Origin of the sequence: Streptomyces sp. NBC_01717 (genome assembly GCF_036248255.1) — a bacterium.
In the GTDB taxonomy this organism is placed as follows: domain Bacteria; phylum Actinomycetota; class Actinomycetes; order Streptomycetales; family Streptomycetaceae; genus Streptomyces.
Window position 1 is genome coordinate 6,702,139 of record NZ_CP109178.1, and the last position, 15,760, is coordinate 6,717,898.

Sequence of the window (15,760 nt, forward strand, 5' to 3'; positions counted from 1 at the left end):
GGACCGGTGTGCGAGCATGAAAGGAACAGGCAAGCGCTCGGCCCGGAATGAATCCGCGGTCCCGACGGTTGCAACGTCGGCAAGCAGTCCGTACAACCCGGGAGAGAAGCAGATGTCCGTATCGGACGAGACCACCACCGTGAGCGACGGCATCCTCCTGTCCGACGCCGCCGCAGCCAAGGTCAAGGGCCTGCTGGAGCAGGAAGGCCGTGACGACCTGGCGCTGCGCGTCGCCGTCCAGCCCGGCGGTTGCTCGGGCCTGCGCTACCAGCTCTTCTTCGACGAGCGTTCGCTCGACGGCGATGTCGTGAAGGACTTCGACGGCGTCAAGGTCGTCACCGACCGGATGAGCGCTCCGTACCTGGGCGGCGCCTCCGTCGACTTCGTCGACACCATCGAGAAGCAGGGCTTCACCATCGACAACCCGAACGCCACGGGCTCCTGCGCCTGCGGCGACTCCTTCAGCTAGGAGCGAAGGCGACAGCGGGCAGCGGTACCCGCAGAAGGCGATGGCCCCCGGAATCCCGGGGGCCATCGCCTTTTCTGTCGTACCTGCCGTCGTGCGCCCGCCAGGGATTACGGCACAGCCCTCAGCCGCGCGGCACCACGCCGCCCGTCGTGTCGAGCACCTTCCGGTCACCCAGCGGCGCGTGCAGCGTCACCGTTCGCGTCAGCTTCTTGGCGATCATGATGCAGACCTTCTTCGGGTCGGGGTTCGACTCGGTGATCGTCACCCGTACCGCGTCCGCGCTCTCGGACGCGCTCGCCGCGTACGTACTGCACACCCCGCCCCAGAACGCCACCTCGAGCGTCCGCCCGTCGGCGCTGTACGAGATGAGCGGCTGCTGGGACCGTGCGTCGTCCCCCGGGCCGGGGCTCGGAGTTTTCCGGGGCGTCGGGGTCTTCGAGGGCTTCGCCAGCGAGTCCGGGTCCACCGCGACCTGCGTGACCGTGTTGCCCGTTCCGCCCGCGGCCGGGTGCACCGAGAAGAGCCATGACGGTACGAGCGTCTGCTCGCCCTCCACGTAACGCATCGCGAGGCCGAACACCGCCTTGTCGACCGTCACGGTCGTCGTCCCACGCTCCGCCCCGGTCCGCGTCCCGCAACTGTTCCCCGGCGACTTCAGGCTGCCTTCCTCCAGTGGTACGGGGGTGGCACACCCCCCGATGCCGCTGCGCGGAGCGTCCGCCCGCCCCGCCCTGTTCAACTGGTTCAGCGCGTCCCCCGCGCTGATCACCGGATACTCGGCGCCCTTCTCGAGGCCCTTCAACTGCCCGCTGCCACCGGTCACTTCACCGTCGGGGCCCACCTGGATACCGGTCGCCCAGCCGTAGGTGGGCAGCCCGTCGACCACCGGGTTCGCGTTCACCACCCGTACCGGGCCCATCAGTTGGCGGGCGTCGAGAGCCGCGTCGTCCTGACCGACCGCCTTCAGTACGGGCGCGGCGGCGGCCTTGGCCGCCTTCTCGCTCACCGGCGACCCCGCGCCGCCCGGCGCCATGTCCTTGCTCGAACACACCGTGGTGCTCTGGCAGTTGTCCGTCCCGCCGGAGCCGTACCTGGCGAACGTCCAGGTGCCCGGCGCCTGCTTGTTCACCCGCAGCAGTGGACCTGAGCCGTCCCCGTCGGAACCCACCTTCCAGACCGTGCCCTCGGCCTGCGGTGTACCCGCCACGCCCAGTGCCTTCGCCAGCCGTGCCACCTCCGCCGCCGATACCGTGCCCTTCGCGCGGTGGACAGCGGCCGTGTCCGGCCCGTCGGGCAGCTTGCCGGCCGCGCGGTAGACCACACCGCCGCCACCCGGATCGGGCTCGCCGACAGCAATGCCCTCGGGGGGCGTCGTCGGGCTGTCCGGGCCGCCCGGCGTCTCGTCGAGCGCGAGCAAGGGAGCCGCGTCGTCACTGCCGCCCGACCGGCTGCCCCCCTCGTCCGCCGCGGTGGCGGCCCAGTACGCACCGCCGCCCCCGGCCAGCAGCACCGCTGCCGCCACCGAGGCGACGGCCAGCCGGGACCGCCGTCGGGGGCGGATCACGTCGTTGTCGGGTCGCTCGGTGCTCACCGGATCGCTCCTTCGACTGCGTTGCCGTCACCGTGACCGTCGCACGGTCATCGCCTGTCCCGCGAGTCGGGGACAACGGTGGGACGGAGCACAGGAGCTCTCGGTTCCCCCATGGGGCATTCGGGGGGTGTCCGGTGCGAGCGGCCGCCGCTCTCAGTCGCCGTACTCGGCCATCGAGTCGATCAGCCGTGCGGACGCGGGCGGAACGGTCACGCCGTGAATCAGGGACGGCGCCACAGGGGTGGGAGCGGCCGTGGCGGGTACCACCCAGTGCGGAGCCATCCGTGCGCAGTCACCGCGCAGCTCGGCCAGGCTGATCTCGGACTCGCGCGGGGCGATGTTCTTCGACATGTCCGCACCGTAGGCACCGCGAGCCTCAGGATAAAAGACCTACTATCGGGTAGTTTTTCCCCCTTCAAGGCGAGTGCGGCGAACGGGTAGCGTGGACTGTCACGCCGTCCCGGGAGCGCAGTCACCCGTTCCCCTCGACCTCCGCAGGAGCAGTCTCCCCGTGCGCATCGCAGTCACCGGCTCCATCGCCACCGATCACCTCATGACCTTCCCGGGCCGTTTCGCCGACCAGCTGGTCGCCGACCAGCTGCACACGGTCTCGCTCTCCTTCCTGGTCGACAACCTCGATGTACGCCGGGGCGGTGTGGCTGCCAACATCTGCTTCGGCATGGGCCTCCTCGGCACCGGCCCGATCCTGGTCGGCGCCGCGGGCTCCGACTTCGACGAGTACCGCGCCTGGCTCGACCGGCACGGTGTGGACACCGGATCGGTCCGGATCTCCGAAGTCCTGCACACCGCCCGTTTCGTCTGTACGACGGACGCCGACCACAACCAGATCGGCTCCTTCTACACGGGCGCGATGAGCGAGGCCCGGCTGATCGAGCTGAAGGCCGTCGCCGACCGGGTGGGCGGGCTCGACCTCGTCTCGATCGGCGCCGACGACCCCGAGGCGATGCTCCGCCACACCGAGGAGTGCCGCTCGCGCGGCATCGCGTTCGCCGCCGACTTCTCGCAGCAGATCGCCCGGATGGACGGCGATGAGATCCGGATCCTCCTCGACGGCGCCACGTACCTCTTCTCCAACGAGTACGAGAAGGGGCTCATCGAGTCCAAGACCGGTTGGACGGACGAGGAGATCCTCGCCAAGGTCGGCCACCGCGTCACCACGCTCGGCGCCCGCGGTGTCCGGATCGAGCGGGCCGGCCAGGAGACCATCGAGGTCGGCTGCCCGGAGGAGGAGACGAAGGCCGACCCGACCGGCGTCGGCGACGCGTTCCGTGCCGGATTCCTCTCCGGTCTTGCCTGGGGCGTCGGCCTGGAGCGGGCCGCCCAGGTCGGCTGCATGCTCGCCACGCTGGTCATCGAGACGGTCGGCACGCAGGAGTACACCCTGCGCCGCACCCACTTCATGGACCGCTTCACCAAGGCGTACGGCCACGACGCCGCCGCCGAGGTCCGCGCCCACCTCGCGTAGTCAGGACAGCCGGCGGACCACATAGGCCGAGCCGCGGTCCGCCGGCTGCTCACCCACGTACTCCTGCTCACGCATCACGCACCACGCCGGGATGTCCAGCCGCGCGGCCTCGTCGTCGGAGAGCACGGTCACCGTCCCGCCCACCGGTACCTCTCCGATCACCTTTGCGAGTTCGATCACCGGGATCGGGCACCTCTTGCCCAGGGAGTCGACGACCAGGGACGTGGTGGCCGCGGGGGAGGGGGCCACCGAAACGGGCGCGCCCAGCTTCTCCCGTACCTCTGACACCACCCCCGGCAGCACCCGGAGGAAGCGGTCGACGTCCTCCGCCGTGGTGCCGGCCGGCAGGGACACCCGGACGTTCCCTTCCGACAGCACCCCCATCGCCCTCAGCACATGGCTCGGCGTCAGCGTGCTGCTGGTGCAGGACGAACCGGACGATACGGAGAACTCCGCCCGGTCCAGTTCATGGAGCAGGGTCTCCCCGTCGACATAGAGACAGGAGAAGGTCACCAGATGCGGCAGCCGCCGCACCGGATCACCGACCACCTCCACGTCGGGCACCAGCTCCGGCACCCGCGCCCGGATCAGGTCCACCAGTGCCCGCAGCCGTACGGACTCCGCCGCCGCCTCCGCACGGACCGCGCGCAGCGACGCCGCCGCCGCCAGGACCGCGGGAATGTTCTCGAAGCCGACGGCCCGCCCCGACTCCCGCTCGTCCGCCGGGCCTTGAGGAGCGAACCGGACCCCCTTGCGCACGGCGAGCAGCCCCACCCCCGAAGGCCCGCCCCACTTGTGGGCGCTCGCCGCCAGCAGTGACCAGCCCGCCGGCACCGGACCCCAGCCCAGCGACTGCGCGGCGTCCACCAGCAGGGGTACGCCCGACGCCCGGCAGAGCTCCGCGACCTCGGCCACCGGCTGCTCCGTACCGACCTCGTGGTTGGCGGACTGCAGACAGGCCAGTGCGGTGTCCTCGCGCAGGGCCTCCCCGTACGCCGCCGCACTCACCGCCCCCGCCCGGTCCACCGGCACCTCGGCGAACGTCCCGCCCTGTGCCTCATGCGTGGCAGCCGCATGGAGCACCGACGAATGCTCGACCGCCGAGACCACCAGGTGGCGGCCGACACGCCGACGCCCGGCGAGCGCTCCGGAGATCGCGGAGTGCACCGCCCGCGTCCCCGAAGAGGTGAAGGTGAGCTCGTCGGGGCGGCACCCCACGGCCTCCGCGGCGGCCTCCCGGGCCGCGTCCAGCAGCAGCCGCGCCCGCCGCCCCTCCCGGTACAGCCGGGCAGGGTCGGCCCAGCCCTCGTCCAGGGCGGCAAGCAGCGCCTGGCGGGCGACCGGGTGCAGGGGGGCGGAGGATGCGGCGTCGAAGTAGGGCACACGTCCACGCTAGCTCGCGCCCGCCAGCATGTCGGGACGGGCCGGTCGCGCAGCCAGGAGAGGGCCCGTCAGATGGCGGCCGGAGGCCCGGATTCCACCCCTTCGGGGTTACGGGCGGCGCGTTGGGCACCCTCCCCGCGCGACCCCAAATAGCGTCCAGTAGGGTTTGGTCCGCATAAACATCCAAACCCCTGCCCGCGTCAGGGCGGCGACCGACCAACGAGACGGCCGCGCCGAACGCGCGGGCGAGACTCTCGGGAAGGCGCTACGTGAGTCCCAACGGCTCCGACCGCTCGTCGCGGCGCCCGATGCGGCGGAAGCTGCCGCAGGTGCTGACTGCGGGCCTGATCCTGGCGACCGCCACCGGTTGCACATACAAGGACTTTCCCCGCCTTGGTATGCCCACGCCGGTAACGGAAGAGGCACCACGGATCCTTTCCCTCTGGCAGGGCTCGTGGGCGGCAGCGCTCGCCACGGGTGTGCTGGTCTGGGGCCTGATCCTGTGGAGCGTCATCTTCCACCGGCGCAGCCGCACCAAGGTGGAGGTTCCTCCGCAGACCCGGTACAACATGCCCATCGAGGCGCTGTACACCGTGGTCCCTCTCATCATCGTCTCGGTGCTGTTCTACTTCACCGCGCGCGATGAATCGAAGATCCTCTCGCTCTCGGCGAAGCCCGCCCACACCATCAACGTGGTCGGCTACCAGTGGAGCTGGGGCTTCAACTACATCGAGAACGTGGACGGCTCGACCGCCACGGGCAACGAGATCCCCAAGGAGCTCGACGCCATCCCCGACCGGTTCCGTAAGCAGTTCCCGCCGGGTGCGGACGGCGTCTACGACGTCGGCGTCCCGGGCACCCGGAACCCGCAGAACGGCAACCCGGGCCCGACCCTGTGGCTGCCGAAGGGCGAGAAGGTCCGCTTCATTCTGACGTCGCGTGACGTCATCCACTCCTTCTGGGTGGTGCCGTTCCTCATGAAGCAGGACGTCATTCCGGGCCACACCAACTCCTTCGAGGTGACTCCCAACCAGGAGGGCACCTTCATGGGCAAGTGCGCCGAGCTCTGCGGCGTCGACCACTCCCGGATGCTCTTCAACGTCAAGGTCGTCTCCCCGGAGCGCTACCAGGCGCACCTCAAGGAGCTGGCCAAGAAGGGCCAAACGGGCTACGTGCCGGCCGGTATCGAGCAGACGAACCCGGCCAGGAATGCGGAGACGAACAAACTGTGAGCATTCTCAACGAATCTCAGGGTGCCGCGGCAGCAGACGACTCGTACGAGGACGAGCTGCCGGTCCGGCGCAAGCAGCCGGGAAATGTCGTCGTCAAGTGGATGACCACCACTGACCACAAGACGATCGGCACGATGTACCTGGTCACGTCGTTCGCGTTCTTCTGCATCGGCGGTCTGCTGGCGCTCTTCATGCGCGCCGAGCTGGCCCGTCCCGGCACGCAGATCATGTCGAACGAGCAGTTCAACCAGGCGTTCACGATGCACGGCACGATCATGCTGCTGATGTTCGCGACGCCGCTGTTCGCCGGGTTCGCGAACTGGATCATGCCGCTGCAGATCGGCGCGCCCGACGTGGCGTTCCCGCGGCTGAACATGTTCGCGTACTGGCTGTACCTCTTCGGCTCGATCATCGCGGTGGCCGGCTTCCTCACCCCGCAGGGTGCGGCCGACTTCGGCTGGTTCGCCTACTCCCCGCTCTCGGACGCGGTCCGTTCGCCGGGTATCGGCGCCGACATGTGGATCATGGGTCTGGCCTTCTCCGGCTTCGGCACGATCCTCGGTTCGGTCAACTTCATCACCACGATCATCTGCATGCGCGCACCCGGTATGACGATGTTCCGCATGCCGATCTTCGTGTGGAACGTCCTGCTGACCGGTGTGCTGGTCCTGCTGGCCTTCCCGGTGCTCGCCGCCGCGCTCTTCGCGCTGGAGGCGGACCGCAAGTTCGGGGCGCATGTATTCGACGCGGCCAACGGCGGCGCACTGCTCTGGCAACACCTCTTCTGGTTCTTCGGCCATCCAGAGGTGTACATCATCGCGTTGCCATTCTTCGGAATCATTTCCGAAGTGATCCCGGTGTTCAGCCGGAAGCCGATGTTCGGCTACATCGGCCTGATCAGCGCGACGATCGCCATCGCGGGCCTGTCCGTGACCGTGTGGGCGCACCACATGTACGTCACCGGCGGTGTGCTGCTGCCGTTCTTCTCGTTCATGACGTTCCTCATCGCGGTACCGACCGGTGTGAAGTTCTTCAACTGGATCGGCACGATGTGGAAGGGATCGCTGTCCTTCGAGACACCGATGCTGTGGGCCGTCGGCTTCCTGATCACCTTCACCTTCGGTGGTCTGACCGGCGTCATCCTGGCCTCGCCCCCGATGGACTTCCACGTCTCGGACTCGTACTTCGTCGTCGCGCACTTCCACTACGTCATCTTCGGCACCGTGGTCTTCGCGATGTTCTCCGGATTCCACTTCTGGTGGCCGAAGTTCACCGGCAAGATGCTGGACGAGCGGCTCGGCAAGATGACGTTCTGGACGCTGTTCGTGGGCTTCCACGGGACGTTCCTGGTGCAGCACTGGCTCGGTGCCGAGGGCATGCCGCGTCGTTACGCGGACTACCTCGCCGCCGACGGCTTCACCGCGCTGAACACGATCTCGACGATCTCCTCGTTCCTGCTCGGCCTGTCGATGCTGCCGTTCTTCTACAACGTGTGGAAGACCGCCAAGTACGGCAAGAAGGTCGAGGTCGACGACCCGTGGGGGTACGGCCGTTCGCTGGAGTGGGCGACCTCCTGCCCGCCGCCGCGGCACAACTTCCTCACCCTGCCGCGGATCCGTTCCGAATCCCCGGCGTTCGACCTGCACCACCCGGAGATCTCGGCGCTCGAGCAGCTGGAGCATCACTCCGAGGCTGACAAGGCCCTCGCGGGTGGCAAGGAGGCCGGCAAGTGAAGATCCAGGGCAAGATGTTCCTCTGGCTGAGCGTCTTCATCCTCGCCATGGCAGTGACCTACGGCGTGTGGTCGAAGGAGCCGGCCGGTACCACCGCGCTCGTCCTGGCCTTCGGCCTGAGCGTCATGATCGGCTTCTACCTGGCCTTCACGGCGCAGCGGGTCGACGCGATGGCTCAGGACAACAAGGAAGCCGATGTCGCGGACGAGGCCGGCGAGGTGGGGTTCTTCTCCCCGCACAGCTGGCAGCCGCTCTCGCTGGCCGTCGGTGGCGCCCTCGCCTTCATGGGGGTCATCTTCGGATGGTGGCTGCTCTACTTCTCGGCCCCGGTCATCCTGATCGGCCTGTTCGGCTGGGTCTTCGAGTACTACCGCGGTGAGAACCGCACCCAGTGACACCGCTCCACCTGACGGGGGCCCGCACTTCTCATGTGAGAGGTGCGGGTCCCCCGTTTGCAGTCACCCCGCGCGCTGAAACTGATGAATCTTCTTAGCGTGGTGACCATGAACACGCCGCGCATTCGTCCCGTAGTGAGCTGCACGCTGCTGGTCATGACCCTGGTTGCAGGGGCGACCGCCTGTGGTGGGCCACACGGTCATCCACTCGCCGAACAGCCGTACGACGCGGCGGACGAGATCACCTCCAACGCCCCTGAGGGCAACAAGAAGGCCGATCCCGACAAGCCCCTCGAAGTGACCGCCAGCGGTGACGACGGCCGGATCACGGACGTGGCCGCGGTGGACACCGCCGGGCGCCACCTCGCGGGCGAACTCTCGGCCGACGGGCTGCGCTGGCACTCCACCGTCCCGCTCGCGGCCGGCACCCGCTACACCGTCAGGGTCAGCGTCGAGGACGACGACGGTGCTCCGGGCAGCCGTACGCTCTCCTTCGAGACGGCCCCGGCGAAGAAGCTCCTGAATGTCACCTTCGGCCCGCACGCGGGCACCTATGGCGTCGGACAGCCCATTACGGCGGAACTCAGCGCTCCGGTCAAGGACAAAGCCGCCAGGGCCACCGTGGAGCGCGCACTGAAGGTCCGCTCCACGCCCTCCGTGACGGGCTCCTGGTACTGGGTCGACGACAAGATCCTGCATTACCGCCCGCAGACGTACTGGCCGGCCCGGGCAACGATCGAGGTCAGCAGCAACATGGCCGGCATCAGGGTCACCAAGGGGCTGTACGGAGCCCCCACGAAGGCGTTGAAGATCACTACCGGCGACCGTATCGAGGCCATCACCGACGCCGCCGCGCACTCCATGACGGTCAAGCGCAACGGAGAAGTGATCAACACCATTCCGGTGACCACCGGAAGGCCCGGCTTCGACACCCGCAACGGTGTCAAAGTCGTGCTGAGCAAGGAGTACTCCGTACGCATGCGCGGGGAGACCATCGGCATCTCGGAGAATTCCAGCGACGGTTACGACCTGATGGTCTACTACGCGACCCGCGTCACCTGGAGCGGTGAGTACGTGCACGCCGCCCCCTGGTCCACCGGCTCACAGGGGTACGCGAACGTCAGCCACGGCTGTACGGGCATGAGCAACGCCCAGGCCCAGTGGTTCTTCAACACCGTGCGCGAGGGCGACCTCGTCTCGGTCGTCGGCAGCCAGGGCGCCACGATGACGCCGTTCGACAACGGCTACGGCGACTGGAACCTGTCCTGGGCCAAATGGCAGCAGGGCAGCGCCCTGCAGAACAACGCCACCCCGGACGGGTCGACGGTGGAGGCGGCGCGCCTGCGCCCCGAGGTCTGACCGGCCAGGGGAGTGCGCCGAACCTCGAAGGGACATGAAGCAGCCCGGCCCGCGGCGGAACCGCGGGCCGGGCTGCAGCAGGACTCAGGACTGTACGCAGAGCCTGCTGCGCAGCAGAGCGGCCAGGGCGTCCGCGAACTCGACCGGCTCGACCGGAAGGGTCACCGCGGCGTCCGCGCGGCTCCACGTGGCCAGCCAGGCGTCCTGCGGGCGCCCGATCAGCAGCAGTACCGGCGGGCAGCGGAAGATCTCGTCCTTGATCTGCCGGCAGACGCCCATGCCGCCCGCCGGAGCCGTCTCGCCGTCCAGCACGCACACGTCGATGCCGCCGTTGTCCAGCGCGGTCAGGACGGCGGGCAGCGTGGCGCACTCCACGAACTCCACCGGTGGCACGTCCGCCGCAGGCCTGCGACCGGCGGCGAGCCTCACCTGCTCACGGGTGTTGGCATCGTCGCTGTAGACCAGGACCGTGGCGGTCGGCTGCATTGTTCCTCCGTGACATCTGTGTCTTCGGGGCTCTCGGGCCATGAACCGATGCGCGGATCGTACTCCGACCGACAGCGTGTCAGCACCGGTAATGACACCGATTCGATGGGCCGTTCGGGCAGGACACACCCTGCTGACACACCGAACGGCACCCCCCGGAGTGAGGGCGGGATAAGCGACCGACATAATGTCGGTCGTGGCGACAGCAACGACAGTAGAAACCGGGCACGCGCACCCGTCGGTCAATCGACCGAACCTCACCAGCGTCGGAACCATCATCTGGTTGAGTTCCGAGCTGATGTTCTTCGCGGCCCTCTTCGCGATGTACTTCACCCTCCGATCGGTGATGGGACCCGACCACTGGAAGGAAATGGCTTCCGCCCTGAACTTCCCGTTCTCGGCGACGAACACCACGATCCTGGTGCTCTCCTCCCTCACCTGCCAGCTCGGCGTCTTCGCCGCGGAGCGGGGCGATGTGAAGAAGCTCCGTGCCTGGTTCGTGATCACGTTCGTGATGGGTGCGATCTTCATCGGAGGCCAGGTCTTCGAGTACACCGAGCTGGTGAAGAAGGACGGCCTCTCGCTGTCCTCCGACCCGTACGGCTCGGTGTTCTACCTGACCACCGGCTTCCACGGTCTGCATGTGACAGGCGGTCTCATCGCCTTCCTGCTCGTACTGGGCAGGACATACGCGGCCAAGAGGTTCACCCATGAACAGGCGACCGCTGCCATCGTCGTGTCCTATTACTGGCACTTCGTCGATGTCGTGTGGATCGGCCTCTTCGCCACGATCTACATGATCAAGTAACCGGGCTCGAACCCGAACCACATCCAGCATCGACGCAGAAGATCCTGACACCGGGGTAATCCGTGAAAAAGCTCTCCGCACGACGACGCCATCCGTTGGCGGCGGTCGTCGTACTACTCCTCGCGCTTGCGGCTACTGGGGGGCTGTACGCCGCGTTTGCGCCCGCGAGCAAGGCGCAGGCCGACGACACCGCCCAGTCCCTCGCCATCGATGAGGGCAAGAAGCTGTACTCCGTCGGTTGCGCCAGCTGCCACGGAGCCGGCGGTCAGGGCTCGTCCGACGGGCCGAGCCTGGTCGGCGTGGGCTCTGCCGCCGTCGACTTCCAGGTCGGCACGGGCCGTATGCCGGCCCAGCAGCCGGGTGCCCAGGTACCGAAGAAGAAGGTCATCTACACCCAGGCCGAGATCGACCAGCTCGCGGCGTACGTCGCGTCGCTCGGCGCCGGCCCGATCGTGCCGACCGAGGACCAGGTCAGCCCTGACGGTGCGGACATCGCCAAGGGTGGCGACCTGTTCCGTACCAACTGCGCGCAGTGCCACAACTTCACCGGCGAGGGCGGTGCCCTGACGAAGGGCAAGTACGCGCCCAGCCTTGAGGGCGTGGACCCGAAGCACATCTACGAGGCCATGCAGACCGGCCCGCAGAGCATGCCGTCCTTCCCCGACTCGACGATGCCCGAGCAGCAGAAGCGGGACATCATCGCGTACGTCAAGACCGTGAACAGCGCCGAGTCCGAGACCCCTGGTGGCCTCAAGCTGGGCGGGCTCGGTCCGGTCAGCGAGGGTCTGTTCGCCTGGATCTTCGGTCTGGGCGCACTCGTCGCAGTTGCCGTTTGGGTCGCGGCCCACACCGCTAAGGCCAAGAAGTCATGAGTAGCCAAGAGAAGATTCCAGAAGAGAACCTGCCCGCTGAGCAGGAAGCCGCGCACGGCGCGGTAGAGGGCGCGGACGACCCGTTCGCCGACCCGGGGCTGCCGGCCCACCGGCCGCGCATCCAGGACATCGACGAACAGGCCGCGAAGCGCTCCGAGCGTACGGTCGCGTTCCTGTTCGTGCTGTCCATGCTGGCGACCATCGGCTTCATCGCCTCGTACGTCATCTTCCCGGTGGACAAGATCGTGTTCATCTGGCCGTTCGGCCATGTGAGCGCGCTCAACTTCTCCCTCGGGCTGACCCTGGGCGTGGCCCTCTTCGCGATCGGCGCGGGCGCCGTCCACTGGGCGCGCACCCTGATGTCCGACGAGGAGGTCGCCGACGACCGGCACGCCATCGAGGCGGAGCCCGAGGTCAAGGCGAAGGTCCTCGCCGACTTCGCGGCCGGTGCCGAGGAGTCCGCGTTCGGCCGGCGCAAGCTGATCCGCAACACCCTGTTCGGTGCGCTGGCCCTGGTGCCGCTCTCCGGCGTGATGCTGTTGCGCGACCTCGGCCCGCTGCCGGAGAAGAAGCTCCGTCAGACGCTGTGGTCCAAGGGCAAGCAGCTCATCAACATGAACACGATGGAGCCGCTGCGTCCCGAGGACGTCGCCGTCGGTTCGCTGACCTTCGCCATGCCCGAGGGCCTGACGGAGGACGCTCACGACTTCCAGACGCAGATCGCCAAGGCTGCGCTGATGATCATCCGTATCCAGCCGGAGAACATCAAGGACAAGCGCGAGCGCGAGTGGGCCCACGAGGGCATCGTGGCCTTCTCGAAGATCTGCACCCACGTCGGCTGCCCGATCAGCCTGTACGAGCAGCAGACGCACCACGTGCTCTGCCCGTGCCACCAGTCCACCTTCGACCTCTCCGACGGCGCCCGCGTCATCTTCGGTCCGGCCGGTCACTCCCTTCCGCAGCTGCGGATCGGTGTGAACAGCGAGGGCAACCTCGAGGCGCTCGGTGACTTCGAAGAGCCCGTCGGTCCTGCATTCTGGGAGCGCGGATGAGTACTGCGACCGACACGAAGCGCAAGGCGCCCGCCGGCGAGCGGGTGGCCGACTGGGCGGACGGCCGGCTCGGGATCTACTCCCTGGCCAAGGCCAACATGCGCAAGATCTTCCCGGACCACTGGTCCTTCATGCTCGGTGAAGTCGCCCTCTACAGCTTCATCATCATCATCCTCACGGGTGTGTATCTGACGCTGTTCTTCCACCCGAGCATGAACGAGGTCGTGTATCACGGCTCGTACGAGCCGATGCAGGGCATCCGGATGTCCGAGGCCTACGCCTCGACGCTGGACATCAGCTTCGACATCCGCGGTGGTCTGCTGGTCCGCCAGATCCACCACTGGGCCGCGCTGATCTTCCTCGCCGCCATGTTCGTGCACATGATGCGCGTCTTCTTCACGGGTGCCTTCCGCAAGCCGCGTGAGATCAACTGGCTGTTCGGCTTCCTGCTGTTCGTGCTGGGTATGTTCACCGGCTTCACCGGCTACTCGCTCCCGGACGACCTGCTCTCCGGTACGGGTGTCCGCTTCACCCAGGGCGCGATCCTGGCCACGCCGATCGTCGGCACGTACATCTCGATGTTCCTGTTCGGCGGAGAGTTCCCCGGCGGCGACTTCGTCGCCCGGTTCTACTCGATCCACATCCTGCTGCTGCCGGGCATCATGCTCGGTCTCGTGGTCGGCCACCTGATCCTGGTCTTCTTCCACAAGCACACGCAGTTCGCGGGTCCCGGCCGCACGAACAAGAACGTCGTCGGTATGCCGCTGCTGCCGATCTACATGGCGAAGGCCGGAGGCTTCTTCTTCCTGGTCTTCGGTGTCATCGCGGTCATCGCGGCGATCGCCTCGATCAACCCGATCTGGGCCATCGGTCCGTACCGTCCGGACCAGGTGTCCACCGGCGCCCAGCCCGACTGGTACATGGGCTTCGCCGAGGGTCTGATCCGCGTGATGCCGGGATGGGAGATCAACCTGTGGGGTCACACGCTCGTCCTGGGTGTGTTCATCCCGCTGATGGCCTTCGGCCTGGTGCTGGCCGTGATCGCGGTCTACCCGTTCATCGAGTCCTGGGTCACCGGGGACAAGCGCGAGCACCACATCCTGGACCGCCCGCGCAACGCCCCGACCCGGACGGCGTTCGGCGTCGCCTGGATCACGGAGTACATCGTCGTCTTCATCGGCGGCGGTAACGACCTCTGGGCCACGCACTTCGATCTCTCGCTGAACTCCATCTCGTGGTTCGTCCGGATCTTCATCTTCGTGGGCCCGGTCCTGGCGTTCCTCGTCACGAAGCGGATCTGCCTCGGCCTTCAGCGCCGCGACAGGGAGAAGGTGCTGCACGGACGCGAGTCCGGCATCATCAAGCGCCTGCCGCACGGTGAGTTCGTCGAGATCCACGAGCCGCTCAACCCCGCGCAGCTGCACACGCTCACCGCGCACGAGCAGTACAAGCCGGTCGAGATCGGTCCGACGGTCGACGAGAACGGTGTCGAGCGCAAGGTGCCCGCGATGCAGAGGCTGCGGGCCAAGCTCAGCAAGGGTTACTTCGGCGAGCACAACCAGATCGAAAAGCCCACTGCCGAGGAGTACAAGGAGATCACCAGCGGCCACGGCCACCACTGATCGCCTCAACTGATCGCCACAGCGGGAGCCCCGTCCATTCGATGGACGGGGCTCTTTGCTGTCCCGGGCGCTCGATAGGGTGGGGTCCATACCTTTTCGGCTGTGGACCCCCAGGAGCGGACCATGAACGTTGTGACCCCGGTCGGCGGCGACAGCGTGGCGGCTCGTTCCTGGCCCGGCGTACTGAACGCCCTGCTGCGCGGCCAGGACCTGACCGCCGACGACACCGCGTGGGCGATGGACAACATCATGAGCGGCGAGGCGACCGACGTGCAGATCGCCGGTTTCGCCGTCGCCCTGCGCGCCAAGGGCGAGACCGTCGACGAGGTCACCGGACTCGTCCGCGCCATGTACGAGCACGCCACCACGATCCAGGTGCCTGGCCGCACGGTCGACATCGTCGGAACCGGCGGCGACCTCGCCAAGACGGTCAACATCTCCACGATGTCCGCGATCGTCGTCGCGGGCACCGGAGCCAAGGTCGTCAAGCACGGCAACCGCGCCTCCTCCTCGGCCAGCGGCGCCTCCGACGTCCTGGAGAAGCTCGGCGTCAATCTGGAGCTGGCCCCGCAGCGCGTCGTCGAGGTGGCGGAGGAGGCAGGCATCACCTTCTGCTTCGCGGTGAAGTTCCACCCCGCCCTGCGGTACGCGGCACGGGCCCGCAAGGAGCTCGGCGCGCAGACCACGTTCAACATCCTCGGTCCGCTCACCAACCCCGCCCAGGTGCGCTCCCAGGCCATCGGTGTCGCCGATCTGAAGATGGCCCCCATCGTCGCGGGCGTGCTCGCGGCGCGCGGCAACTCGGCGCTGGTCTTCCGCGGCGACGACGGTCTGGACGAGCTGACGACCACGGCGACCTCCCGGATCTGGGTGGTCCGGGACGGCGAGGTGCGCGAGGAGGCCTTCGACCCGCGCGACGTCGGCCTCCAGCTGGTCCCCGTCGAGGCGCTGCGCGGCGCCGACGCCTCGTACAACGCCGATGTGGCCCGCCGGCTGCTGGCCGGTGAGACCGGTCCGGTGCGCGAAGCGGTGCTGCTCAACTCGGCGGCGGCGCTGGTGGCGCTGGACCCGGGTGAGGGCACTCTGAACGAGCAGCTGGCCGCCGGGATCGCCAAGGCCGCCGAGTCCATCGACTCGGGTGCGGCCCGGGCGGCGCTGGAGCGCTGGGTGACGGTCAGCAACGCCTGACCGAACGGGAAATGCCGACCGGGGCGCAGTCCAGATCTTGGACTGCGCCTTGCGCGTCGACCCACGTATGGCAAGATGCTGGGC

At 67.9% G+C, this 15,760-nt stretch carries 15 protein-coding genes; 11 read left to right on the plus strand and 4 right to left on the minus strand.

What is annotated here, in order from left to right:
- The first annotated feature begins 112 nt into the window (after positions 1 to 112).
- Positions 113 to 469 carry a HesB/IscA family protein gene (locus OHB49_RS30325; protein ID WP_030970782.1) on the plus strand — a complete coding sequence of 119 codons (357 nt, stop codon included), beginning with the start codon at positions 113 to 115 and terminating at the stop codon, positions 467 to 469.
- A 121-nt stretch (positions 470 to 590) separates the two neighbouring features.
- Here the strand turns inward: OHB49_RS30325 and OHB49_RS30330 are convergent, their stop codons facing one another.
- Both OHB49_RS30330 and OHB49_RS30335 read right to left on the minus strand, forming a co-directional pair.
- The gene (locus tag OHB49_RS30330) at positions 591 to 2,060 is read right to left on the minus strand and encodes a hypothetical protein (RefSeq protein WP_329164128.1); all 1,470 of its coding nucleotides are present in this window, start codon (positions 2,058 to 2,060) and stop codon (positions 591 to 593) included.
- A 153-nt stretch (positions 2,061 to 2,213) separates the two neighbouring features.
- Positions 2,214 to 2,411, minus strand: a complete 198-nt coding sequence (locus tag OHB49_RS30335) for a hypothetical protein (RefSeq protein WP_329164129.1) — start codon at positions 2,409 to 2,411, stop codon at positions 2,214 to 2,216.
- A gap of 160 nt (positions 2,412 to 2,571) precedes the next feature.
- On the opposite strand from OHB49_RS30335, the gene OHB49_RS30340 reads away from it, so the two are divergent.
- A complete protein-coding gene (locus tag OHB49_RS30340) occupies positions 2,572 to 3,546 on the plus strand; it encodes a carbohydrate kinase family protein (protein ID WP_030970785.1) in 975 nt (324 codons plus the stop codon).
- On the opposite strand, the gene OHB49_RS30345 is transcribed toward OHB49_RS30340, so the two are convergent.
- Positions 3,547 to 4,929 carry a cysteine desulfurase/sulfurtransferase TusA family protein gene (locus OHB49_RS30345; protein WP_030970787.1) on the minus strand — a complete coding sequence of 461 codons (1,383 nt, stop codon included), beginning with the start codon at positions 4,927 to 4,929 and terminating at the stop codon, positions 3,547 to 3,549.
- 269 nt (positions 4,930 to 5,198) lie between these two features.
- Between OHB49_RS30345 and ctaC the strand changes: the two genes are divergently transcribed.
- The 4 genes from ctaC (at position 5,199) to OHB49_RS30365 (ending at position 9,648) form a co-directional block, all read left to right on the plus strand.
- Positions 5,199 to 6,161, plus strand: a complete 963-nt coding sequence (ctaC, locus tag OHB49_RS30350) for an aa3-type cytochrome oxidase subunit II (protein ID WP_030970789.1) — start codon at positions 5,199 to 5,201, stop codon at positions 6,159 to 6,161.
- Positions 6,158 to 7,894 carry an aa3-type cytochrome oxidase subunit I gene (gene ctaD / locus OHB49_RS30355; RefSeq protein ID WP_313936920.1) on the plus strand — a complete coding sequence of 579 codons (1,737 nt, stop codon included), beginning with the start codon at positions 6,158 to 6,160 and terminating at the stop codon, positions 7,892 to 7,894. Before ctaC ends, ctaD begins: the two co-directional genes overlap by 4 nt.
- Positions 7,891 to 8,289: a cytochrome c oxidase subunit 4 gene (locus OHB49_RS30360; protein ID WP_030973012.1), complete on the plus strand. Its 399-nt coding sequence runs from the start codon at positions 7,891 to 7,893 to the stop codon at positions 8,287 to 8,289. The genes ctaD and OHB49_RS30360 overlap by 4 nt, the downstream gene beginning before the upstream one ends.
- A 108-nt stretch (positions 8,290 to 8,397) precedes the next feature.
- Entirely contained in the window at positions 8,398 to 9,648 is a 1,251-nt protein-coding gene (locus OHB49_RS30365) for a L,D-transpeptidase (protein ID WP_329164130.1), read from the plus strand.
- An 84-nt stretch (positions 9,649 to 9,732) separates the two neighbouring features.
- Here the strand turns inward: OHB49_RS30365 and OHB49_RS30370 are convergent, their stop codons facing one another.
- The gene (locus OHB49_RS30370) at positions 9,733 to 10,134 is read right to left on the minus strand and encodes a hypothetical protein (RefSeq protein ID WP_329164131.1); all 402 of its coding nucleotides are present in this window, start codon (positions 10,132 to 10,134) and stop codon (positions 9,733 to 9,735) included.
- 187 nt (positions 10,135 to 10,321) lie between these two features.
- On the opposite strand from OHB49_RS30370, the gene ctaE reads away from it, so the two are divergent.
- From ctaE to trpD, 5 genes are all read left to right on the plus strand, one after another.
- On the plus strand, positions 10,322 to 10,942 hold the full coding sequence (gene ctaE, locus OHB49_RS30375) for an aa3-type cytochrome oxidase subunit III (RefSeq protein WP_030933584.1): 621 nt from the start codon (positions 10,322 to 10,324) through the stop codon (positions 10,940 to 10,942).
- Between the two features lie 62 nt (positions 10,943 to 11,004).
- Positions 11,005 to 11,814 carry a cytochrome bc1 complex diheme cytochrome c subunit gene (qcrC, locus tag OHB49_RS30380; protein ID WP_313936919.1) on the plus strand — a complete coding sequence of 270 codons (810 nt, stop codon included), beginning with the start codon at positions 11,005 to 11,007 and terminating at the stop codon, positions 11,812 to 11,814.
- Entirely contained in the window at positions 11,811 to 12,866 is a 1,056-nt protein-coding gene (qcrA, locus tag OHB49_RS30385; protein WP_329164132.1) for a cytochrome bc1 complex Rieske iron-sulfur subunit, read from the plus strand. The genes qcrC and qcrA overlap by 4 nt, the downstream gene beginning before the upstream one ends.
- A complete protein-coding gene (qcrB, locus tag OHB49_RS30390) occupies positions 12,863 to 14,488 on the plus strand; it encodes a cytochrome bc1 complex cytochrome b subunit (RefSeq protein ID WP_313936918.1) in 1,626 nt (541 codons plus the stop codon). Before qcrA ends, qcrB begins: the two co-directional genes overlap by 4 nt.
- A gap of 123 nt (positions 14,489 to 14,611) precedes the next feature.
- Positions 14,612 to 15,676, plus strand: coding sequence for an anthranilate phosphoribosyltransferase (trpD, locus tag OHB49_RS30395; RefSeq protein ID WP_313936917.1), 1,065 nt, complete (start codon positions 14,612 to 14,614; stop codon positions 15,674 to 15,676).
- The last annotated feature ends 84 nt before the right edge of the window (positions 15,677 to 15,760 follow it).